The following is a 19,611-nucleotide window of genomic DNA, read 5'->3' as shown; positions in this document are numbered from 1 at the left end:
CCGTCGGATCAGCGCGCGCGGTAAAGGGCGGCACCGGCGGTGATTCCCGCGCCTGCCGCGACAAGCAGCGCGGTCGTCCCTTCGTGGAGCTGCCCGGAAGCCTGCGCGAAAGCCGCTGCGAGCGAAGCGGTGTGCATGTTCTCGTCGCGTGCGACGACGACCCGGTCAGGGGGCACACCCAGGTTGTCCGCCAGCGACAGGCGGAAGGAAGGCCGCGCAGGCGCAGCGACGATTGCGTCGATGTCGTCGATCGCCAGTGCCGACGTCTGTAGGCAACGCGTGGCGGCCTCGGCCGCGGCGACGGCGAAGCGTTCGTCGCGTGCGGATGATTCCCGGAAGCGCAGCACATTGTCATGGTCCACAAGACCGACTGTGGCACTGAATGTTTCACCATCATCGGGAGTATTCGTCCACCGCACGTGATCGAGGCCGCCATCTCCGTCGGTCCAGCTGCACAGCAGTGCTGCCCCGGTCGGTGAAAACGGGAAGTGATCGCTCATGCCGTGGCCGGGGTCCGCGTCGCTAGCCACCACCATCGCGCAGTCGATCGCTCGTGACCTGAAGAAACCGTCGGCGATCTGCAATGCGGTGAGAACGCCGCATGTGCCGTTGGCCACGTCGAACGAAAACGTTCCGTGTGTGCCTCCGTGTGGATCCTCCGGATTGGCGCCGATATCGTCCTGGATCAAGGCCGCGAGCGCCGGTTCCCCGAGATTTCTGTCTCGGTAGATTCCCGCGTTGATCAAGAGGTCGACATCATGCGGGTGGCGGGCCGCCGATCGGAGGCAGTCCTGTGCTGTGGTCACCGCGAGATGCAGGGCGCTGTGCCGGTGCCGCCAGCCGCTCTTGGCCAGGGCGACCCGATCAATTACCGTGCCCATATCGATTCACCAGCTGCTCGTCCAATGTCAGTATGACAACACCGATTTCGAGACCCGAGGCCAAGGCGATCAGGGCGACGGTCTCTCCGGGACGGATGCGACCCGCTTCGAGTTCCTCGACAAGTGCGACGGTGTGTGTTGTCGAGGCGGTGTTGCCGTACCGGTCCACGGTGATCACCGCGTCGTGTCGGGGGTGGTCGCCGAACGCGACGGTGAGTTCGGCCATGCCTTTGCGTATCGCCCGAGCTGACGTCTGGTGGGTGATCACGTGGTCGATATCGTGTAGTGAAAGACCAACGGTCTCAAGGACTTCACGGAGCAGCACCGGTGTATCGGACATCGCCGCCCGATGAATTCCGCGCGCATCGGTGAACATCCGGCCGCCGGGATCCTGTCCCTTCGGATAGGCCAGACACAATCGGCTGTAGTCCGCGACCGTGGTGAAGCCGGCCAAACTGATGCTGGCCGAACCGGCCGGCGCCCGTTCCAGCAGAAGCGCTGCGCCTGCGTCGCCGAGCGTCAAGCAGGCGAGTTCCCTGCTCATGATGGAGCGAATGTGGCGGGCCGCATTCTGGCCCAGCTGCGAGATGTATTCACCGCTGACGACCAAGGCCCGTTCGATGCTGCCCTGCCTGATCCAGTTGTTCGCAATGGTGACGCCTGTGAGCATGCCAGCGCACGCGTTGGCGACGTCGAATGTCATGGCTGCTTCGGCGCCGACCGCCCTGGCCACTGCGCCGCTCATCGGTGGTTCCAGCCATTGCGTGAGGCCGCCGCGGAACTTGGTGATACTGCAGCTGATAACGGCGTCGATCGATTCGCCTGGTCGCTGGGCCTTGGCCAGGCAATCGACCGCCGCCCCAGCGGCGAGGCTGTAGGAGTCCTCATCGCCGACCGACACCCGGCGCTCGTGGATTCCGGTCAGCCGTTCGAGATCGATGTGAGTGCGGTGCCGCGTGGACGACATCAGCTCGTCGGTCGTGAGGTGGGTCTCGGGCAGACGCCTGCCCGCTCCGGCCACGCGGGTGCGATACGGTGCCGCCACAGCGTCTTCCGGCGACTCCATCACCAACCAGCGAGTGCGGGTCATCTCCACATGGTGATCGACGTCACCGGCTGCGGTCACCGGCGAGTGTCCTCGGAGACAGGGACCTTCGTCCCTTGTCCAGTGTTGGCGGCGGGCGGAGTGTTGGTCCCCGTGGAGCAGTTGACCACTCTGGATGCCGGATTCCTCGAGGCCGAGGATTCCGACCGGCACGTGAGCTTGGCAGTCGGCGGGATCTCGGTGATCGAGGGCCCGATGCCGGATTTCGCGTCGCTCGCGGATGGCATCGTCGAGCGCATCCTCAAGGTTCCTCGGTTCCGGCAGGTGCTACACACCCACGTACTCGACCTCGGCTCACCGGAATGGGTAGAGGATCCGAATTTCGATGTGTCCCAGCATCTTCACCGAGCGGCGCTGCCCCGGCCCGGTGACGAACAGACCTTGTACCGTTTTGCTGCCGATGTCATGGAGCGCCGGCTGGATCGAGACCGTCCCCTGTGGGAGTGCTGGATCATCGAGGGCCTCGCCGATGGCCGGTGGGCGGTGTTGATGAAGATCCATCACTGCATCGCCGACGGGATCGCGACCATGCACATGTTCGCCGGCCTCAGCGATGACGGCGAAGACGACTCTTTCGCCACCGAGATCCGCGCAGCTCGAGAAGCGACGCGGCCGCACATCCACGTCCCCGGCATCAGTCTGAATCCTCTCGCGTGGGCGACCGGCATGTGGTCGGCCGCGACCGGCTTGACCAACGCGGCGGTGCTGGCGGCCCAGGGCGCCATCGAGCTCACGGGTGGTCTGTTGCGCCCGGCGGCGGCGTCTTCGCTCGCCGGCCCGCTCGGCTCGAAGCGCCGCTACAGCGCGGCGTGCGTGAGTCTGGATGAGGTGACGACGATTTGTCGCGAATTCGGAGTAACCGTCAATGATGTTGCGCTGACGGCGATCACCGATAGTTTCAGGGCCGCGCTGGTCCGGCGGGGCGAGAAGCCACGTCGTAATTCGCTGCGGACGCTGGTGCCGGTGTCGATCCGAACCAACGATGCCCAAGAGATCGTCGACAACAGGGTTTCGGTCATGCTTCCTTTTCTGCCCGTCGAGAAGGAGGACCTGGCCGACCAGCTCCAAGCAGTGCATCGCCGGTTGACGAGAACCAAGGCCAGCGGTCAGCGCCAAGCCGGCAGTGTCTTTGTGTCGGCGATGAATCTGTTGCCCTTCCCGCTGACAGCGTGGGCGGTTCGTGCGCTCACCCGACTGCCGCAACGGGGAGTCGTCACCCTCGCGACAAATGTCCCGGGACCACGGAAGAAATCTCAGATCATGGGGCGAGATGTTGTCCGGGTCTTACCCATTCCGCCTATCGCGCTTCAACTTCGAACCGGCATCGCAATTCTCAGCTATGCGGACAGCTTGGTGTTCGGGATCACCGCCGACTACGACGCGGCGCCCGATGTCGATGAACTGGCGCACGGAATCGAGCGGGCGGTCGAGCGGTTGTCGGCGACTGCCGGGCGATAGTCGGAACCAGAGCCTGACACTGTCAGGCGATCATCGGGTCGATCGCCGACCGTGGCACCAGCACGTGCAACGCACCGGCTGAGGCAGGCAACAACACCCCCTGGTCAAAGAAGAAGATCACCCCGTCGTTGACCACTGCGAAGTTTTGGTAATTGGCCGGGTTGTACAGCGCGCCAGGTGCGAACGGCAACGGCGGGGGCGGAGGTGGCGGTGTGGTCGTGGTCGTGGTCGTCGTGGTGGGCGTGGCCGACGTGGACGTCGTGGGCGGCGCTGCCGGCGGCGGCGGAGCCAACTGCTGCTGCAACTCGGACTGGACGATGGGCGCGACGGTCTTCAGCGGATCGTCCACCCGCCACAGCGGCGTGTTTTCTTTGTCATCGGGTGCCGCGGTGTAGGTGATCTCTTTGCGGTAGCTCTGGTCCCAGTTGAACGCCTTGTACGTCGTCTGTGGCTGGGCGGCACCGATGTTCTGGGTCACCGTGAACACCACGGCCTGCGTGCCGCGCGGGGGAATCGACGAGTTGTACTCCGCCGGCTTGATGGTCAACTTGGATGGCCACGCGCCGGGGGAGCCGGCCTTGGCCGTGTTGAGGAACGAGTCACGCGTCTGCGAGATGTAGTCGGCGACCGATTTCTGGTCGGGGTAATCCAGCGGGATGCTGATGTCGACGCTGTACGCGGGATCGGAGAGCTGGATCTCGCAGGTGCTGCCGGTGCTGCCGCCCTTGAGGTCGGCGCAGTAATCCTTCGGGGCGGCCGCGGCCGTCCCGGAGGAAAGGGAAATGGCGGCAATAGAGACGACCAATGCCACGCTGAACGAACGCATGAGTGATACCTCCAAGCACACGCGGCGCGCGCCGCGACCAAAGACTTCGTGCGCCGCGCCAGCAAAGCGCCCCGACGGCTTGGCGCTATAGAGCGTAGCCGAGCGTGAGACGCAGGCGTCGATGGCCAGAATTGCCGGCGCGCAGCCGACCCGGTGGTGCAATGACTATTCAGCGGCTTTTTGGCGTGCCTCGGCGGCTTTCTCCGCGGCGCGTGCAGCTTCGGCTTCCGCCTCTTTCTTGGCCACCTCACGTGCGGCTTCAGCCTTGTCCTGCTGAGCGCGGCCTTCTTCGCGCAGGTCGTCTTTGTCGGTGATGATGCCGACGACTTCCTTGGCCTTACCCTTCACGTCTTCGACGATGCCCTTGACGGCCTCTTCCGGTCCGCTATCGCCCACGGTGGTTCCTTCCGCTTCAGTCGGGGTGCACGAGCGGTTCTTACATACCCGTCAACGGGCGAGCTTCAATCGTCGAATTTCGGAGCCCGCCTCAGTCCAGGTTGGCGAGCGCCTGGCGGGCGGCTTCCAATTCGGCTTCGAGTGCGGCGACTTTGGCGGCCTGCTCCGAGCGTGCCTCCTCGATGACCTCGTCGATCGGGGTGGCAAGGTCATCGTGCAGTTCCTTGGCCGCCCGGGATACCGCGGCCGCCGCGATCGCGAGGTCGCGGGCGACGTAGGTGGTGCCCCGCTTGAGCTCGGCCCGCCATTCACCGTCGGCGGTACCGGTGACCGTGAGGGTGAGCTCAAGCGTCTTGGCTTTCTTGCCGGCCTTCTTGGCCGGGACTTTCGCCGGCTCTTGCGAGGCGGGGGACGGCGCCGGTCCGCTCTCTGACACCTCGGCGCCGATCGGGCGGAGCAATACGTCCGGCGTTGCGGCCTCGGTCGAGGGGGCGTGGGTGTCTACAGTCATGGTCACGTAGGTCTCCTCCTGAACATCGTCCGCTGCACGCGGCTGGCAATGACATTCAGTAGAACATACGTTCGATGTGGCGCCAAGCGGAACCATGCGCGTGTCGTGACCCGAGCCGCGTCAGCTCGAAGGCTGAATCACCTTCTCGTCGGCGGCTTTTCGTAATCCGATCAGCCGTGCGGCGCCTCGGAGATCTTGGTGTCTTCCTTGCCCAAGGTCTGGCAGTAGAGCGTGACGGACGTCTTCGTCGCAGTGATCTCCAGGTTCGTCGGATCCTGGCCGCTCTTGTCCTTGAGCATTTTGCTGACTTCGTCGTTCTGCTTCTTCTCGTCCTGGCCGAGGAAGTCCTTGCACTTGGTGTCGCCGCCGGTGTTGACGATCTCCGAGGCCGAGCAACCGCTGAACACGGCCGCGGCCGCCGACGCTGCAAGGATGGAGTGCACGATTCGCTTCACTGGGAACCTCTCTCGCTGGGAAACGGCACGCAGTTGATTCACAGAATCAGGCAAATCGAAACCCGGCAGCGAATATTGATGCGGTGCAGCGGGTTACACCGTCGGTTGCGTGAGGCTCGCGTCCACGGTCGGCCGCGGGGTCTTGATGCGCGAGACCGTGATCCGCGCACCACGTTTCGGCGTGAGAATCACATGCTTGACCCGCTGCTCCTCACCGCGAGCGGTCGTGGTCACCAGTTCGGTCCGTAACAACACCTCACGCAGCACCACCCGCATCTCGGCCATCGCGAATGTCGCGCCCAAGCACCGGCGCGCCCCGCCACCGAATGGCAGCCACGTCGTCGGGCTCAGTGTCGCTCCGATCATCCGATCCGGGTCGAACCGATCGGCGTCCGGATAGACCCGGTCGTCGGAATGCACCAATCCCACCCCGGGCGCCACCATCACACCGGCGGGCAGCAGATGGCCGGCGATCTCCACCGGCTGCTTGAGGATCCGGCCGACGTCGAACACCACCGGCCGGTTGCGCAACGTCTCCTTCGCGATCGCGTCCAAGTACTCGTCGTCGCCTGACTCGGCGGCCCGCACGGCTTTGGCCAACACCGCCGGATGCCGGGTCAGCCGCTCCAGCGCCCATGACAGGCCAGTGGCCGTGGTGTCGTGCCCGGCCACCAACAACGTCATCAACTGATCGCGCAACTCGGAGTCGGTCATCGTGCGGCCGTCCTGATCAGCGGCGCGCACCAGCATCGCCAGTGCATCGGTGCGCGACGCCAACTCCGGATCGGTGCGACGCTCCGCGATCTCGGCGTACAGCAGACGGTCGGCCTCCTCGATGCGCCGGCGCACCCCGCGCCACGGCCGCTTGTATTGCAGGCGGGGAGTGCCGATCGCCAGCAGCTCGAACGCCGACAGGTTCAGCAGCCGGGGGAGAACCTCGCGCAGCGCGGCCAGCCGGGCCGGATCGCTTGCGCCGATGACCAGGCGAAGGATCACCTCGAGGGTGATCTGCGACATCTTCGGTGCGACGGGGAACGGCTTGCCCACCGGCCAGCCCGCGATGCTGGTCGCCGCGATCTCGGCCATCACCTCGGTCTGTCTCGCAACGGCGTCGCGATGGAACGGTTCGAGCATCAGCCGTCGGCGATCGCGGTGCACCTCGTCGTCCACCACCAGCACCGACGCCGGGCCCAGCAGGCCCGACAGCATCGAATTCGCCTCGCCCGCATGGTAAATCGCCGGATCGCCAGCAAAGACCTGTTTGATGTCGGCCGGATCGTCGAGGTACACCAGTGTGCCCATCGACGCGATCCGCAGTGTGAACGTCTTGCCATAGCGCCGCCGGCAGGCGGATACGAAGCGCGGCCAGTAGCGCAGCATCAGCACGGCCTGGATGGCGGGGGGAAGAGAGGGGCCCGGCGGCAGCGACGGCGTCGGCGTATTAGACATGAGTCCAGTATAGAAAAGAGGCATCGCTGTTCGCCGAGATCGACGAAAGTGAGGGCCCGTCTCGCAGTTCTCCTGCGGTTTGTCGGTTTGGGCGAGAGACAAGACGTTGCTGAGCGGACGCGGTCGACGCTTGGCGATGACTGTGGTTCCGGCATCCAGGGGGGATGTGCGTTAGCCTGGACGGGTCGGTTCGGTAGATTTTCCGGGATCGACCACGCGCCGCAAGCAGACCGGTGCACGACTGCTACTACTTTGATGCCAGGTTCAGACGGCAGCCTCGCACCCACGCTGTATCGCGAGCGTGCTGTCCGCACGCGCTAATGAGGTGAATCTTGGACGAGCAAGCCACAGCCACGACCGGCACGACCACCGCTGCCAACACAGGTTGCGTGATCAACGAGGAGTGGTTCGGCCGCACGGTTGTCATCTCCGCGGCAGGTGTGGTGGACATGCTGACGTCACCGCAACTGGAGACCAGCATCGCCACCTCGCTGAACAAGAACCCGACGGCGATCATCGTCGATCTGAGCGACGTCGACTTCCTGGCTTCTGCGGGGATGGGCGTCCTGGTCGCGGCCCGCGACAAGGCATCCGCGGAGATCGGTTTCGGGGTCGTGGCCAGCGGACCCGCGACATCCCGACCGCTGAAACTGGTCGGTTTGGCCGATATTGTCGGTCTGTACGCCACACTGGAAGAGGCACGCGCCGCATTGGGTGAGTAATTCTCGGAAGTTGGGTATAAGAGATTTGCCATGACGACACCGAGTTACCCAAGTCCCACAGCAGACGGTGACCGTTTCATCCGTAACGATGTCGTCGCTGATGCGCACAACGCAGCCAGGGTCCGAGATGAGTTCGCGACCTGGCTGCGGGCGCGCGGAGATCTCGACAGGGTTCGGTTCAGCGACGTCGTCCTCGCGGTCAACGAAGCGCTCGCCAATACCGCCGAGTTCGCCTATCTGCACAGCGGTGGTCCCGGAACCATCGATGTAGAAGCCATCTACGACGGCTCCACCCTCACCATCACGATCGCCGACCAGGGGCGCTGGCGTGAATCCACCCCGGCCACCCAAAGCCGGTCGCGTGGTCGCGGTATCCCGCTCATGCGGGCGTTGTCCGACGAGCTCACCATCGATTCCTCGGCGCTGGGCACCACCGTGTGCCTGCGCTTCGAGCACTTCTACGCCCGCCAGGACGACGCCGACTTCGCGGTCGGTTAGCTCACGCCGGCTCGTAGCGCAGCATCGTCACACCCGAATCGGGATAGTCGACGAACACCGGCCTCAGCCGCATGCCCACCTCGAGTTCGGTCGGATCGGCATTCACGATCTCGGTCGAGAACCGCGGCCCCTCGTCCCACTGCACGACGGCCAGCAGCTGCGGCACGTCGCCGGCGAAATGCGGTGCCACCGGCCGGTAGGCGACGGTGTAGGTGTACAACGAGGCCGCGCCGGAGATCTCCCGCCATTCCAGGTCGTCGGCCAGCGTGCCCGGTGCGAGCACCCGGGGGTAGAACACGTAGCGCTGCGCCGACGGCGAGTACTGGATGCGGATCGTGTGTTCGGCCAGCGCATCCCAGAACGGCTGGGTGGTCGGCGTCGGGATCGGCATCGGCTTGGTGAAATCGCCCATGACTAGTCGCCTTCCAAAACGAGGGTGGTCTGTTCGCTCAAGATGCCGCCGTTACCGGAGACGAATGCGCGGTTGCAGTCGGCCACCTGGGTGGCACCCGATCGGCCCATGATCTGGCGGGTGGCGTCGCAGACGTGGTGCATGCCGCCGGCCGTTCCGGCCTGGCCGTAGCCCAGCTGACCGCCGGAGGTGTTCATCGGGAAGTCGCCGCGGAAGGTCAGATCGTGTTCGGCGACGAACTGCAGACCCTTGCCCTTCTGGCAGAAGCCCGCGTCTTCCAGGCTGAGCAGCACGGTGATCGTGTAGCAGTCGTAGATCGACACCATGTCCATGTCGGCCGGTGTCAGCCCGGCCATCGAAAAGGCTGATGCCGCAGCCTTGATCATCGGCGTCTGCAGGAGCTCGTGGGCGTAGGTCGGGGTCTTGTAGGGCACGCGCTCGCCGAAGCCCTTGACCCACACCGGCCGATTCGTGCTGCGACGGGCCAGCTCGGCGTTGGTCACCAGGACGGCGGCGCCGCCCATCACCGGCATGACGATCTCCAGCATGTGCAGCGGCGCGGCGATCATGGGGCTGTTGATCACATCGTCGACGGTGATCGGCGCGTCCCGGAAGATCGCCCCCGGAGTGTGATTGGCGTTGACCCGCTGGTCGACGCTGATCTTGGCCATGGCCCGTTCGTCGTAGCCGTAGCTGGCGCCGTACAGGGTCGCGACCTGTCCGTAGGGCCCGTTCTGCCCCAGATTGCCGTAGGGGATCTCGAATTCGGCCTGCGGTGAGCCGTACCGGTTGCTCGACGCGCCGAAGTACATGAGCTCGCTGACGTCGAGCGGCTTCTGTGGCGTCGTCGGGGTCAGCGGTGTTGCGGGGATCACGCACAGCACGGCGTTGCACAGCCCGAGTTCGATGGCCGCCGCCGCGCGCCACACCATCGCCACCGCGCTGGCCCCACCGAGGTCGACCATCTCGGCGAAATTGGCTTTGATGCCCAGATATTCGATGACCGTCGAGGGCACGAAGATCTGCGACTCCTGCAAATGCGTGGTGCAGATGCCGTCCACGTCGGCGGCCGACAAGCCCGCATCCGCGAGCGTGGCCGCGGCCAGTCGGGCCCACTGCTCGAGGGTGAACTCCAGCGGCCCGGTAGGTCGTTTCGTCGAGGGGAGTTCGGTGTAGCCGACGATCGCGGCCTCTCCGCGCAAGCCCATTCCGCTGCCCTTCGTCGAATCATTGCCCAATAACATTGAGCATGTAATCATATTGAGCACTTAATGAAAATCTGCCTGTAGGGAGAGGTACCTCACAGTGGCATCACCGCTGGACGGCAAGGTCGCCGTCGTCACCGGCACCAGTCGCGGCGTCGGACTCGGGATCGCACACGAACTGCTGCGCGCCGGCGCCACCGTCATCGGCTGCTCGCGTGGGCCGCTGGACGCCATCCCCGGCGTCGACGATCCGGAGTGGCTGGCCCGCTCATCGCAGCGGGTCTGCGATCAGGGCGACCACCGGGCCATCGACGCGTTCGTCGACGCGGTGGTCGCCGACTACGGCCGGATCGACATCCTCGTCAACAACGCCGGCGGCACCGTGCCCGCTCCGCACGTCGAGGACATCCCGGAACTCGTCTCGCGCATCCAGGGCGCCCCGGCGGCCGACGACGACTACGAACGCACGGTGCTGTTCCACGCCTTCGCCATTCAGATGAACCTGATCAGCCCGATGTGGTTCGCCATCCGGGCGTACCGGCAGATGCGCGAGCAGGACGGTGTCGGCTCGATCGTCAACATCTCCAGTGGCGCAGGACATCCCGCCGGATCGCCGACGCTGGTGTCGTACGGCGCGGCCAAATCCGGCCTGAACCATCTGACCCGGTCGCTGGCCGAGGAATGGGGACCGAAGGTGCGGGTGAACTGCCTGGCGCTGGGGCCGACGATGACCGACAACTTCAAGTCGTTCGTGCTGCCCAAGGACGACCCGACGGGGGAGAAGTACTTCCACGCCGTCCCCATGCACCGCGCCGGCGAGCCCGCCGAGGTCGGCCGCGCGGTGGTGTTCTTGTGCAGTGGGACAGCCGATTTCATCAACGGAACGACCATCGAGATCGACGGCGGCATGATGCCCGGAGTGCTCTACGAAGCGGGCCTCAAGACGATCACGGATCTGCTGTGAAGCGGGTCATCCAGTTCGCCACCGGCAACGTCGGCAAGCATGCGCTGCCGATGATCATCGAACGTCCCGACCTGGACCTCGTCGGGCTGCATGCGCACGGTGCCGACAAGGTGGGCCGTGACGCCGCTGACGTGTGCGGCCTATCCGAGCCCACCGGTGTCATCGCCACCAACGACGTCGATGCCCTGGTGGCGCTCGGCGCCGATTGCGTCGTCTATACCTCACAGGCTGAGATGCGCCCGAAGGAGGCGATCGACGAGATCTGCCGATTCCTGCGGGCCGGCACGAATGTGGTTGGCACGTCAATGGTCTGGCTGGTCGCCCCGCAGCACGCCGACGCCTGGATTCGCGAACCGCTGGCGGCGGCCTGCGCCGAGGGCGGCACGTCGCTGTACATCAACGGCGTCGACCCGGGCTATTCCGGTGACAGCCTGGTCTACACCGCGCTGACCCTGGCCGGGCGGGCCACCGGCATCACGGTGTCGGAGATCTGCGATTACGGCAGCTACGACGACGCCGAATTCACCGGTGTCAGTTTCGGTTTCGGAACCGCACCGGACCACACTCCGATCATGTTCGCCCCTGGTGTGCTGTCCTCCCTGTGGGGTGGGCAGGTCCGCTCACTGGCCGACGTGCTGGGGGTGACCCTCGACGAGGTGCGCGAGCGGCACGAAAGCTGGGTGACCCCCGAGCCGATCCACTGCACGATGATGAGCGTGGCGCCCGGCCAGGTGGCCGCGGTTCGCTTCGCGGTCGAGGGCATACGCGACGGCCGGCCGGTGATCACCATGGAACATGTCAACCGGCTCACCCCGGTCACCGCGCCGGACTGGCCCTATCCGCCGGACGGGCGGCTCGGTGTGCACCGGGTCGTCGTGCATGGCAACCCCGGTGTGGAGATCAACACCCACCTGGGTCTGGACGGCGTCGACCACAACGACGGCGGTGTCATCTCCACTGCCGCGCGCGCTGTCAACGCCATCGACGCGGTGTGCGCGGCACCGCCAGGCCTGTTGTCGGTCAAGGACCTGCCGACCGCGCATGCCGACTCGGTGATGTGGTGACGTGACCAAAATCGCGCCCCGGCGGCCGCCAGGCGGCGGCCAGTTGCGCGCCGACCGCACCCGTGCGGCGGTGCTCGACGAGACGGTGCGCTGTGTGGTCGAGGAGGGCTTCGCCGCCGCCAGTGCCAAACACATCGCCGAACGAGCCGGGGTCACCTGGGGGGTGGTGCAGTACCACTTCGGCGACCGTGACGGCCTGCTGATGGCCGTGGTCGACCGGGGCTTCACCGAGCTGTTGGAACTGTTGCGCAGCCTGCCGCCCCCGTCGCCCGCGCAAACCCGGCGCAAGCGAGTCGAATTGGTGGTGCACGCCGCCTGGGAGGCGTTCTCCAGCCCGACTTCGCGAGCCTCGCTGGAGATCCTCATCGGCACCAGGGCCATGCGAGACAAGCGGGCCACCCGCCACCTGGTTGAATTGCAAAGGGCGATAACAGACTTGAGTGGTGATATCGCCGAGGGTCTGGACAATCCGCATGCGGCAGCGATCGGCGACCTGATCTGGGCCACCATGCGCGGTCTGGTGATCACCCAGCTGGTCATGGCGGGCCCGTTGCACAACAGCCGGGAGCTGACGGCGCTGGTCGACGTGATCTGCTCGTACCTCGATCGACATGGGCAAACGCAATGAGCACCAAGCTAAGTCACAGTTAGGTCATAGGCATGCGCCGATTCGGCGCGCCTGAGTGACATTCGCTGCCGGCCGTGGTGATCATGGCTGAGTGACCGAACCACTGGGTATCTCCGTGCGCCCGACCAGTCTGGTCGCGGCCCGCGCCGGGGGCCCCTCGTTGATCTGCCCGGCTGAGTTGACGCTCGGTGACCAGGTGTGGACCGGTTTCGTCGATCGGGTCGGCGACCCGATGCCACTCGTCGGTGACGACGGCGGCTCCTACCGCGCCGAGCAGCTGCTGGCTCTGGCGCTGTCCGCGCTGGCGGATGCCGAGGGGGCTGGTCTCGCGGCGGTGTCGGGTGTGGCAGTTCCGGCGCATTGGGGGCCGGGCCGCCGCGACGCGCTGCGTGACGCGATGTGGAGCCTGCCCGCGCTGGCCGGTGCCGCGGCGCCGCCGCTGCTGGTCTCCGACGCGACCGCCGCGCTGCGCTCACTGCAGAGCGACCCCGGACTGCCGCGCAACGGCGTCATCCTGGTGTGCGACATCGGTGCCGACGGCGCCTCGGTGACCCTGGCCGATGCCGGCGCCGATTACCGTCAGATCGGGGAGACCGCGCACCGGTCGGGGGTTCTCGCCGAGCTCGGCGGGTTTGTCGACGACACGCTGGGTCAGGCCAGGATGTCCCGCGAAAACCTCAGTGCCGTCGCGGCTATCGGCGATGGAGACGCGATAGCATCGGCCGCTCAACAACTCTCGGAACATCTGCGGCTGCCGGTCATCATGTCGGCCCATCCGCAACTCGACGCCGCGTTGGGGGCCAGCCTGGCCGCGGCGCGCCAGTTCGCTGCCGACGCGCCGACCGGACTCGCGCCGGCTCCGCTGATCGCCGACGTCGGCCCACAGTCAGCCACCATGGCGGCCGCGCTGGCGTGGTCGAGTGACGAAACCCCCGAAGAGCCGGTCTCGCAAGGCCAGCCGCACGCGTACGGTGACTACGACTACGGCGGCTACCGCACCGGATATGACGACTACGCGACCAACGACGAGGATCTGTCCATCCTCGGCGGTGAGCAGCCCGCGCGGCGGGGATCGGGCCTGACCCGCAGCGTGCCATTGCTACTCGGCGGGGCTGCGGCCGTCGCTGCCGTCGCGGTCGGCGGCTTCGCCTACACCCTCACCGGTGCCAGCACCCCGGACACACCGGCCACCCAGTCGGTGAAGCCCGCGCCGGCCACCGTGGTCAACTCCATGGAGAGCCCCGCGGCCCCGCCGCCGGCGGCGCCGACCGAAACGGTCACCATGACCAACCCGCCGATCAGCACCGTCACCGAGCAGGTGCAGGCTCCGCCGCCCCAAACCACCGTCGTCACGGTGGAAACGACGACAACGACGCCGCCCACCACAACCACCACGACTACCACCACGACAACAACGACCACCACGACCACGACGACGACGCCGACGACCACCACGACCACACCGACGACGACCACCACCGAGTGGGACACCAGCACCACCACGACTCGGCGGCCGCTGATCCCCGGCCTGCCTCCTCCACCGCGGATCCCCGGTTTACCGCCTGCCCCGAATTTCAACCAGATGCCCTGAGCGGCTATTGCGCGCCCGGCACCCCGGTTCGCGCCGCGACCGACTGTGTTGTCCCAGTGCCGAACACATCGATGACGACGTCGTCGTCTCGATATCCACCGAGGCGATGCAGCCCGGCGGTGGCACCGATGACGGTGTTCGCGGAATCGCCGGATTGCGGATAGTCGGCGACCGCATGGCGCCAGTGCGCGGCGACCACTGTGACGTGGGCTCCCAGGCGAGGCAGTTCACGATCGAGTATCGACCGCAGCGACGAGCTGTCGAAGTAGTAGGCGATCTCCGAGATCACTACCAGGTCGAAATCGGCTGCCGGCCAGGGCATGTCGAAGGACTGTCGTAGCAGGGTCGCGGCCTCGCGGCGCCCGCACTGCCGAAGCCGGAGGTCGGCCTGCCTCAGTGCGGCTTCGGCGATGTCGGTAGCAGTCACATGATCACAGCGGGTGGTCAGCTGCTCGGTGAGCACACCCACCGAGCAGCCCGGTTCGAAGGCATGCCGGTAGCGGTCGTCGGGCAGCAGCGCCATGGTGATGGCGTACTTGCGCCGTTCATACCATCGCGACGATAGCTGCCACGGGTCGCTCGATCCGTCGTAGAGGTCATCAAAGTATGTGTCGGGCAATGTCACCGGAACACCACTTCGCCGATCTGGTCTATCCGGGAGACGACGAACGGCGGCAAGATCGCGTCACGATCACTCGCCTGTGGGTGGAGCTGGCTCCGGAACGCGTCGATGGCCTGCCGTTTGCGTAGTGCCGCAACAGGTTCCGACGAGGGGCGGACTGCACGATTCCACGGGACGTCGGCGTCGTCCGGGTGCGCCCAGTGCCACATCCAGATCGGATACTCCATCAACACCGCACCGGTGCGACGGGCGGCGATCGCCGCGGCGCGGCCGGCGGCTTCGTGGTCGGGGTGACCGTCACCCCGCCAGGGAGCCGCGCACCACATGCCCGCTCCGCGGGCGGTGAGGATATCGGTCAGGATGTCGGCGAGATGTGATTCGTGCGCTGCCAGACCGCCGTCGGGCAGCCCGAGGAACGACGGCCGGGGAAGGCCCAATAGGTCTGCCGCGCATTGAGACTCGTGCCGGCGTGACTCTTGAAGACGGTCCTGTTCCCAGGCCGACAGGTCCGGCCATGCCATCCCGCCGTCGCTGGCGATGACGGTGTGCACCTCGATGTCGTGGGCGGCGATGTCACTGGCCGCAGCGCCGAAGCCGAGTGTCTCGTCATCCGGATGTGCGGCGACGACCACCAACCCGGGACATCGGTCGAGACGCAAAGCGGGGAAGTCGGGCTGCCACGCGAGCCACTCCGTGACAGGTGTCCCGCCGTCTGCGATCGGCGCGGCGGCGAACCGCGCGCAGTTGCCGGGCACGACGGTGCTCATCGGGCCACCAAGATGCCCAACGTCGCGAGATCTCGCTCCGCGTGGCTCTGCCTGACGTACATCGTCAGATCGGCGACACGGTGTGCGTGCGCCGCATCGAGGGCGAGCGGGGCGGGGCCCAAGGCGCGAGCTGTCCGTCCGATTGCCTCATCGACGGCGACTTCGACCACCGCGCGTAGTCGGCGGGCCGAGATTTCGCCGTGCTCGCTGCGCGGAGCGGCGTCGACCTCTTGCGCGGTCCGCACCAGAAGTGCGTGCGCTGCGGCGAGCGCGGCGTCGACCGCGCCGAGATGTGCTGCGGCGTGCGGGTCGCCGTCTGCTCGCTCGGCCACTCTGCGATAGAGCGGTGCCGCCACGGCACGGGCGGCCCCGAGCCAGCATGCGGCGACACCGGCCGCCCCGTGCCAGAATCCGGGTCGGCGCAGGTAGTCGCCGGGTTTGCCCACCGAAACCGCTGGTGCCGCGCTGAATTGCACCGAGCGGGTGTCCGAGTCGGCCATGCCCGCGTTACGCCAACTGCTCGGCAGCGGGTGAACACCCGCAGCGCGCAGATCCACCGCATACAGCCCGCGCTCGCCGGTGTCGGTGCGCGCGGTCACCAACGCGTCCGAACAGAGGCCGGCGCCCGAACACCATGCCTTGGTTCCGCTCAGTGTCACCAGATCCCCGCTGCTCTGATGGGCCTGAAGGCAGGTCTCGGGCGTCTCGGCCGCCCAGACGCCCCACAGTCGGCCGGGCCGCGCAGGCGGTCCGCCCAGCTCGGCCAGAATCGCCACCGCGTCGGTGTGTGCCTCGGCGAGCCGGCCCGCCACCACGTCGCGCTCGCACAGGTCGGCCAGTGCGTTCCAGCGCACCTGGGTCTGGCCTGAACCGGGCAGGGGCAGGTTCAATTCGCCGGAGTCGAGCCATCGTTGGACGATTGCGGCTGTCATGCCGAATCCCGTTCCGGCCCACTCAAAACCGAACGGATGTGAGCCGCGAATCCGGCCGGGGCGCGGCCGATCCGGCGCGCTGAGGTGGCCACCGACAGGCGGGTGTCGCGCCGGATGCGAAACCCGGCCACTTCGAAGCGGCGGACGAGATCGACGTCCTCGCCGCTTGTCAGGGCGGCGAATCCGCCGATGTGCCAGTACGCGTCGGCGGTGAATCCCATGTTCGCACCGTGGATGTGGTCATGGGCATCATGGCCGGGGTGGATCTTGGCGCGGTACGCGCGTCGGTAACGCTGGATGGCCGCGGTGGGGAGGTGACGCCAGTTGGCGATGCGCACGATGCCGAGCACCATGTCGGCGTCCGCGCTGAGCTGCCTCGCCAGCCAGTTCCGGTCGACGCAGCTGTCCGCGTCGGTGGTCGCGTACCAGACGCGCGCGGCGTCGAGGCCGTCGTGTAATTGATTGCGTGCGAACGTGAAACCGGCCGCTCGGGCTTCACCCACATTGCGGGCGTCGACCTCGACGAAATGAACGCGTGATCCGAAGTGATCCGCGAGTGCGGCGCTGTCGTCGTCGCACGCATCCAGCACAACGATGACGCTGACCGGGATGTCGACCCGGACAGCCGCGGTCAGCATCGCGGTCAGGCAGCGGGGCAATGCGCGCGCCTCGTTGTGTGCGGGAATCACGACCACTGCGTGGTCGAAACGTGCTGGTGTCACGCCCTGTTAAATAGCCGCTGATTGTGGGTTTTACACCCGCGAAAGGCTCAGTGCGGATTCGACTGTGCCGCATCGACGATCTTGGCGGCTACCGCGGCCAGTGGGACGTTGGTGTCGTGCGAGAGCTGACGCAACATCTCGAAGGCGCGGTCGGCGTTCATGGTGTAGCGCTCCATGATCATGCCCTTCGCCTGGCCGATGATGTCACGGCTGGCCAGCGCCTCCTGGAACTGCACCTCGCGCTGGGCGGCGTCCCATACGAGCGCCGAATGCGCGGCCAACAACGATCCCAATTGCCTGGTTTGATCGCCAAAAGCGTTGGCGCGCTCGGCGAATACATTGAGCGCGCCCATCGGCTTGCCGCTCAGATGCAGCTGAAATCCCATGATGCTGCGTACCGGGGTGGTTTCCAGTGCGTCGGCGCGAAACTTCGGCCACCGGGTCTCGTGCTGCAGGTCATCGACGTGGACCACCTGGTGGTGCCAGGCCGACGACAGGCATGGGCCTTCGCGGTGGCGGCGCTGGATGTCGTCGATGCGCACCGCCCACTCGTGCGTCGCCGACGGCGTTTCGATGTCGTTGTGAGCCGACAGGACAGTCACATTCGCGTAGTCCACCCCGGGTAGCTCCGCGACCGCGTGCTCCACAAGTCCGGCGATCACCCCGCCCCTGTGGCTCCTGCGCGTGTACAGTCCCCGGGCGATGTCGGCGATGCGGGCCGCCACATCTCCGTCAGTCGGCGGGGATCCGTTGTCGACCGACATGACATGTGCCATACCCACGGCCGGGCACAGCTCAACCTTCAGACCACCGACAGGTAGCGCTGGGTGATCACCCGCTGGACAACAGAGGCGACCGGCGCCCCGATTTGGCTCCACCATGTTGCGGGCCTGGAAAACGCCACCACCTCGGCATGCACCGATTCGTCTGCGGGCTCGAAGCGCACCCCGAACATCTCCTCACCCGCCACCGCGTGCCCCGGCAGGCTGCCGTAGGCGAAACCGCGCCGATTGGCCTCGTCGACCACGTAGACCACCCGGCACGGCGCCGAGAACGGTCCCAGCCGGCCAAGCACGTCGGCGCCGACCTCGGCCACCTCGGTGGTCGCGGTGACCCGCAGTCCCGCGCCGCGCAGCATGCCGTAGCGCATCACGGCATGCGCCGCCTGCTCGAAACGGGCCCGCCCGCTTCCGATCCGCGAGGACAGCCGCACATGGTGGTAGCCCACAGGCAGATCCGCTGCCGTCGCACCCACCTCGGCGTAGGTCAACGGGCGGCCGGCCAGGTCGCTGAGCTTCACCGGTCTACGGTAACGAGGTGGGAGAAGACACGGCGGCGATCCGTGAGGTCGTGGCGGAGCTGCATCCGGGTGGCGGGTTCAATCCGCCGGAGCCGACCGCCAAGGGCGGCCCCGACTACGGCCGGTTCATCGAGGCGGTGCGTGACCTGCAGGATCGCGCACGGGCCGCGGACGCTCCCGACGACGTCATCACCGAGGCGGCGGATCTGCTGGAGCGGGTGTCGGCCCTGCTCAAGCCCTACGACGCCGACGAGTGGACCACCCCGTCCGGTCGGCGGATGGACCTGCCGATGCGGGGCAGCATCGTCGGGGTGCCCAACGAGACCGAGGTCGGAGCGGACGGCCGACTGCGCGGCTGGGTCCGTTTCCGGCGCTATCACCTCGGCCGCAACGGGGCCGTGCACGGCGGGTTCATCGCCCACCTCTTCGACGGGGTGCTGGGCAAGACCTCGTTCCTGGTGACCGGCGGGCCCTTCCAGCGCACCGCCTATCTGCACGTCAACTACCGCAAGATCGTGCCCATCGAGAAGGAACTGCAGATCGATGCCGGGGTGCTGCGCACCGAAGGCCGCAAGATCTTCGTCGACGTCCGGCTGTCCGACGGTGACGACCTGCTCGCCGACGGCGAGGGCCTGTTCGTCCTGCTCAAACCGGGGCAGCCGTGAAGAACTGGCTGCGCGCATGGGCCCGGCGGCGCGATCTGCTCCGGGACCGTCCGGTCGCCGATTTCGCCTACCGCGTCGTGGTGGCCGCCGTCGGGCTCACCGTCCTGCTGGTCGGGATCGTGGCGATCCCTTACCCGGGTCCCGGCTGGGCGATCGTGTTCCTCGGCCTGGCGATCCTGGCCACCGAGTTCTATTGGGCGCACCGCACCCTGTCGTTCACCAAAGACCGCTACGACAGTGTCATGGTCTGGTTCCGCAGGCAGGGCTGGTTCGTGCAGGCACTCGGTGCGGTGTTCACCGCCGCGGTGGTGGTGGCCACGCTGTGGCTGGTCGGTGCGGTGAGTTGGTCGGCGGGCCTGCTGGGCTTGGACCATCCCGCGTTGGACAGCCCCATCGGCCTCGGTGCCTGACCAGCGCCCCGATAGCATGGTCGGCGAT

The 19,611-nt window shown here is 66.7% G+C and carries 24 protein-coding genes; 9 read left to right on the top strand and 15 right to left on the bottom strand.

The genetic code is table 11. From position 1 onward, the window contains the following. Positions 1 to 8 precede the first annotated feature (8 nt). Complete coding sequence (locus EV580_RS02515; RefSeq protein ID WP_133689569.1) at positions 9 to 881, bottom strand: 3-oxoacyl-[acyl-carrier-protein] synthase III C-terminal domain-containing protein; 873 nt, start codon at positions 879 to 881, stop codon at positions 9 to 11. Continuing rightward, positions 865 to 1,971: a 3-oxoacyl-ACP synthase III family protein gene (locus tag EV580_RS02510; protein WP_133690994.1), complete on the bottom strand. Its 1,107-nt coding sequence runs from the start codon at positions 1,969 to 1,971 to the stop codon at positions 865 to 867. Before EV580_RS02510 ends, EV580_RS02515 begins: the two co-directional genes overlap by 17 nt. Before the next feature lie 108 nt (positions 1,972 to 2,079). Here EV580_RS02510 and EV580_RS02505 point away from each other — a divergent pair, with 108 nt between their 5' ends. Next, complete coding sequence (locus EV580_RS02505) at positions 2,080 to 3,444, top strand: WS/DGAT/MGAT family O-acyltransferase (RefSeq protein WP_133689568.1); 1,365 nt, start codon at positions 2,080 to 2,082, stop codon at positions 3,442 to 3,444. A gap of 22 nt (positions 3,445 to 3,466) precedes the next feature. Here the strand turns inward: EV580_RS02505 and EV580_RS02500 are convergent, their stop codons facing one another. The 5 genes from EV580_RS02500 to EV580_RS02480 form a co-directional block, all read right to left on the bottom strand. Beyond that, complete coding sequence (locus tag EV580_RS02500) at positions 3,467 to 4,270, bottom strand: RsiV family protein (protein ID WP_133689567.1); 804 nt, start codon at positions 4,268 to 4,270, stop codon at positions 3,467 to 3,469. 165 nt (positions 4,271 to 4,435) lie between these two features. Next, a complete protein-coding gene (gene mbp1 / locus EV580_RS02495; RefSeq protein WP_133689566.1) occupies positions 4,436 to 4,666 on the bottom strand; it encodes a microaggregate-binding protein 1 in 231 nt (76 codons plus the stop codon). 91 nt (positions 4,667 to 4,757) lie between these two features. Beyond that, positions 4,758 to 5,183, bottom strand: a complete 426-nt coding sequence (locus EV580_RS02490; protein ID WP_370629575.1) for a DUF6319 family protein — start codon at positions 5,181 to 5,183, stop codon at positions 4,758 to 4,760. Between the two features lie 164 nt (positions 5,184 to 5,347). Beyond that, positions 5,348 to 5,620, bottom strand: a complete 273-nt coding sequence (locus EV580_RS02485; RefSeq protein ID WP_370581649.1) for a hypothetical protein — start codon at positions 5,618 to 5,620, stop codon at positions 5,348 to 5,350. 105 nt (positions 5,621 to 5,725) lie between these two features. After that, on the bottom strand, positions 5,726 to 7,081 hold the full coding sequence (locus EV580_RS02480) for a cytochrome P450 (protein ID WP_133689565.1): 1,356 nt from the start codon (positions 7,079 to 7,081) through the stop codon (positions 5,726 to 5,728). Between the two features lie 332 nt (positions 7,082 to 7,413). On the opposite strand from EV580_RS02480, the gene EV580_RS02475 reads away from it, so the two are divergent. Both EV580_RS02475 and EV580_RS02470 read left to right on the top strand, forming a co-directional pair. Next, entirely contained in the window at positions 7,414 to 7,803 is a 390-nt protein-coding gene (locus EV580_RS02475) for an STAS domain-containing protein (RefSeq protein WP_133689564.1), read from the top strand. Between the two features lie 30 nt (positions 7,804 to 7,833). Next, positions 7,834 to 8,301: an ATP-binding protein gene (locus EV580_RS02470; protein WP_133689563.1), complete on the top strand. Its 468-nt coding sequence runs from the start codon at positions 7,834 to 7,836 to the stop codon at positions 8,299 to 8,301. 1 nt (position 8,302) lies between these two features. Here EV580_RS02470 and EV580_RS02465 read toward each other — a convergent pair whose 3' ends face one another. Both EV580_RS02465 and EV580_RS02460 read right to left on the bottom strand, forming a co-directional pair. Continuing rightward, positions 8,303 to 8,713 carry a Zn-ribbon domain-containing OB-fold protein gene (locus EV580_RS02465; protein ID WP_133689562.1) on the bottom strand — a complete coding sequence of 137 codons (411 nt, stop codon included), beginning with the start codon at positions 8,711 to 8,713 and terminating at the stop codon, positions 8,303 to 8,305. Positions 8,714 to 8,715: 2 nt separating this feature from the next. Further along, complete coding sequence (locus tag EV580_RS02460) at positions 8,716 to 9,921, bottom strand: thiolase family protein (protein WP_133690991.1); 1,206 nt, start codon at positions 9,919 to 9,921, stop codon at positions 8,716 to 8,718. Positions 9,922 to 10,018: 97 nt separating this feature from the next. On the opposite strand from EV580_RS02460, the gene EV580_RS02455 reads away from it, so the two are divergent. The 4 genes from EV580_RS02455 to EV580_RS33585 all read left to right on the top strand — a co-directional run bounded on the left by EV580_RS02455 (position 10,019) and on the right by EV580_RS33585 (position 14,165). Then, on the top strand, positions 10,019 to 10,882 hold the full coding sequence (locus EV580_RS02455) for an SDR family NAD(P)-dependent oxidoreductase (protein WP_133689561.1): 864 nt from the start codon (positions 10,019 to 10,021) through the stop codon (positions 10,880 to 10,882). Beyond that, complete coding sequence (locus tag EV580_RS02450; RefSeq protein WP_133689560.1) at positions 10,879 to 11,946, top strand: NAD(P)H-dependent amine dehydrogenase family protein; 1,068 nt, start codon at positions 10,879 to 10,881, stop codon at positions 11,944 to 11,946. Before EV580_RS02455 ends, EV580_RS02450 begins: the two co-directional genes overlap by 4 nt. 1 nt (position 11,947) lies before the next feature. Then, entirely contained in the window at positions 11,948 to 12,574 is a 627-nt protein-coding gene (locus EV580_RS02445; protein ID WP_133689559.1) for a TetR/AcrR family transcriptional regulator, read from the top strand. A gap of 91 nt (positions 12,575 to 12,665) precedes the next feature. Then, entirely contained in the window at positions 12,666 to 14,165 is a 1,500-nt protein-coding gene (locus tag EV580_RS33585) for a hypothetical protein (RefSeq protein ID WP_166654565.1), read from the top strand. Positions 14,166 to 14,169: 4 nt separating this feature from the next. On the opposite strand, the gene EV580_RS02435 is transcribed toward EV580_RS33585, so the two are convergent. Genes EV580_RS02435 through EV580_RS02410 form a run of 6 tightly spaced genes read right to left on the bottom strand, consistent with a single transcriptional unit; the run spans position 14,170 to position 18,508 of the window. Beyond that, on the bottom strand, positions 14,170 to 14,790 hold the full coding sequence (locus tag EV580_RS02435; RefSeq protein WP_133689558.1) for an SAM-dependent methyltransferase: 621 nt from the start codon (positions 14,788 to 14,790) through the stop codon (positions 14,170 to 14,172). Beyond that, positions 14,787 to 15,554: a PIG-L deacetylase family protein gene (locus EV580_RS02430; protein ID WP_133689557.1), complete on the bottom strand. Its 768-nt coding sequence runs from the start codon at positions 15,552 to 15,554 to the stop codon at positions 14,787 to 14,789. Before EV580_RS02430 ends, EV580_RS02435 begins: the two co-directional genes overlap by 4 nt. Then, entirely contained in the window at positions 15,551 to 16,486 is a 936-nt protein-coding gene (locus EV580_RS02425) for an acyl-CoA dehydrogenase family protein (protein ID WP_133689556.1), read from the bottom strand. Before EV580_RS02425 ends, EV580_RS02430 begins: the two co-directional genes overlap by 4 nt. After that, on the bottom strand, positions 16,483 to 17,208 hold the full coding sequence (locus tag EV580_RS02420) for a glycosyltransferase family 2 protein (protein ID WP_286171422.1): 726 nt from the start codon (positions 17,206 to 17,208) through the stop codon (positions 16,483 to 16,485). Before EV580_RS02420 ends, EV580_RS02425 begins: the two co-directional genes overlap by 4 nt. 47 nt (positions 17,209 to 17,255) lie before the next feature. After that, positions 17,256 to 17,972 carry a GAF and ANTAR domain-containing protein gene (locus tag EV580_RS02415; RefSeq protein WP_133689555.1) on the bottom strand — a complete coding sequence of 239 codons (717 nt, stop codon included), beginning with the start codon at positions 17,970 to 17,972 and terminating at the stop codon, positions 17,256 to 17,258. A 38-nt stretch (positions 17,973 to 18,010) separates the two neighbouring features. Continuing rightward, positions 18,011 to 18,508, bottom strand: coding sequence for a DUF1990 domain-containing protein (locus EV580_RS02410; protein WP_133689554.1), 498 nt, complete (start codon positions 18,506 to 18,508; stop codon positions 18,011 to 18,013). A 17-nt stretch (positions 18,509 to 18,525) separates the two neighbouring features. On the opposite strand from EV580_RS02410, the gene EV580_RS02405 reads away from it, so the two are divergent. Both EV580_RS02405 and EV580_RS02400 read left to right on the top strand, forming a co-directional pair. Continuing rightward, the gene (locus EV580_RS02405) at positions 18,526 to 19,173 is read left to right on the top strand and encodes a PaaI family thioesterase (protein WP_286171421.1); all 648 of its coding nucleotides are present in this window, start codon (positions 18,526 to 18,528) and stop codon (positions 19,171 to 19,173) included. Then, positions 19,170 to 19,583, top strand: a complete 414-nt coding sequence (locus EV580_RS02400) for a TIGR02611 family protein (protein WP_133689553.1) — start codon at positions 19,170 to 19,172, stop codon at positions 19,581 to 19,583. Before EV580_RS02405 ends, EV580_RS02400 begins: the two co-directional genes overlap by 4 nt. The last annotated feature ends 28 nt before the right edge of the window (positions 19,584 to 19,611 follow it).

This window comes from Mycobacterium sp. BK086 (genome assembly GCA_004362315.1).
GTDB lineage: Bacteria > Actinomycetota > Actinomycetes > Mycobacteriales > Mycobacteriaceae > Mycobacterium.
This window is presented reverse-complemented; position numbering and strand designations above follow the sequence as displayed.

Excerpts from the sequence above, each read along its gene's own strand:
- EV580_RS02415 (WP_133689555.1), bottom strand. The coding sequence starts at position 17,972 with ATGTCGGTCGACAACGGATCCCCGCCGACTGACGGAGATGTGGCGGCC.
- EV580_RS02425 (WP_133689556.1), bottom strand. The coding sequence starts at position 16,486 with ATGACAGCCGCAATCGTCCAACGATGGCTCGACTCCGGCGAATTGAAC.
- EV580_RS02470 (WP_133689563.1), top strand. The coding sequence starts at position 7,834 with ATGACGACACCGAGTTACCCAAGTCCCACAGCAGACGGTGACCGTTTC.
- EV580_RS02480 (WP_133689565.1), bottom strand. The coding sequence starts at position 7,081 with ATGTCTAATACGCCGACGCCGTCGCTGCCGCCGGGCCCCTCTCTTCCC.
- EV580_RS02460 (WP_133690991.1), bottom strand. The coding sequence starts at position 9,921 with ATGGGCTTGCGCGGAGAGGCCGCGATCGTCGGCTACACCGAACTCCCC.
- EV580_RS02515 (WP_133689569.1), bottom strand. The coding sequence starts at position 881 with ATGGGCACGGTAATTGATCGGGTCGCCCTGGCCAAGAGCGGCTGGCGG.
- EV580_RS02430 (WP_133689557.1), bottom strand. The coding sequence starts at position 15,554 with ATGAGCACCGTCGTGCCCGGCAACTGCGCGCGGTTCGCCGCCGCGCCG.
- EV580_RS02465 (WP_133689562.1), bottom strand. The coding sequence starts at position 8,713 with ATGGGCGATTTCACCAAGCCGATGCCGATCCCGACGCCGACCACCCAG.
- EV580_RS02510 (WP_133690994.1), bottom strand. The coding sequence starts at position 1,971 with ATGACCCGCACTCGCTGGTTGGTGATGGAGTCGCCGGAAGACGCTGTG.
- EV580_RS02500 (WP_133689567.1), bottom strand. The coding sequence starts at position 4,270 with ATGCGTTCGTTCAGCGTGGCATTGGTCGTCTCTATTGCCGCCATTTCC.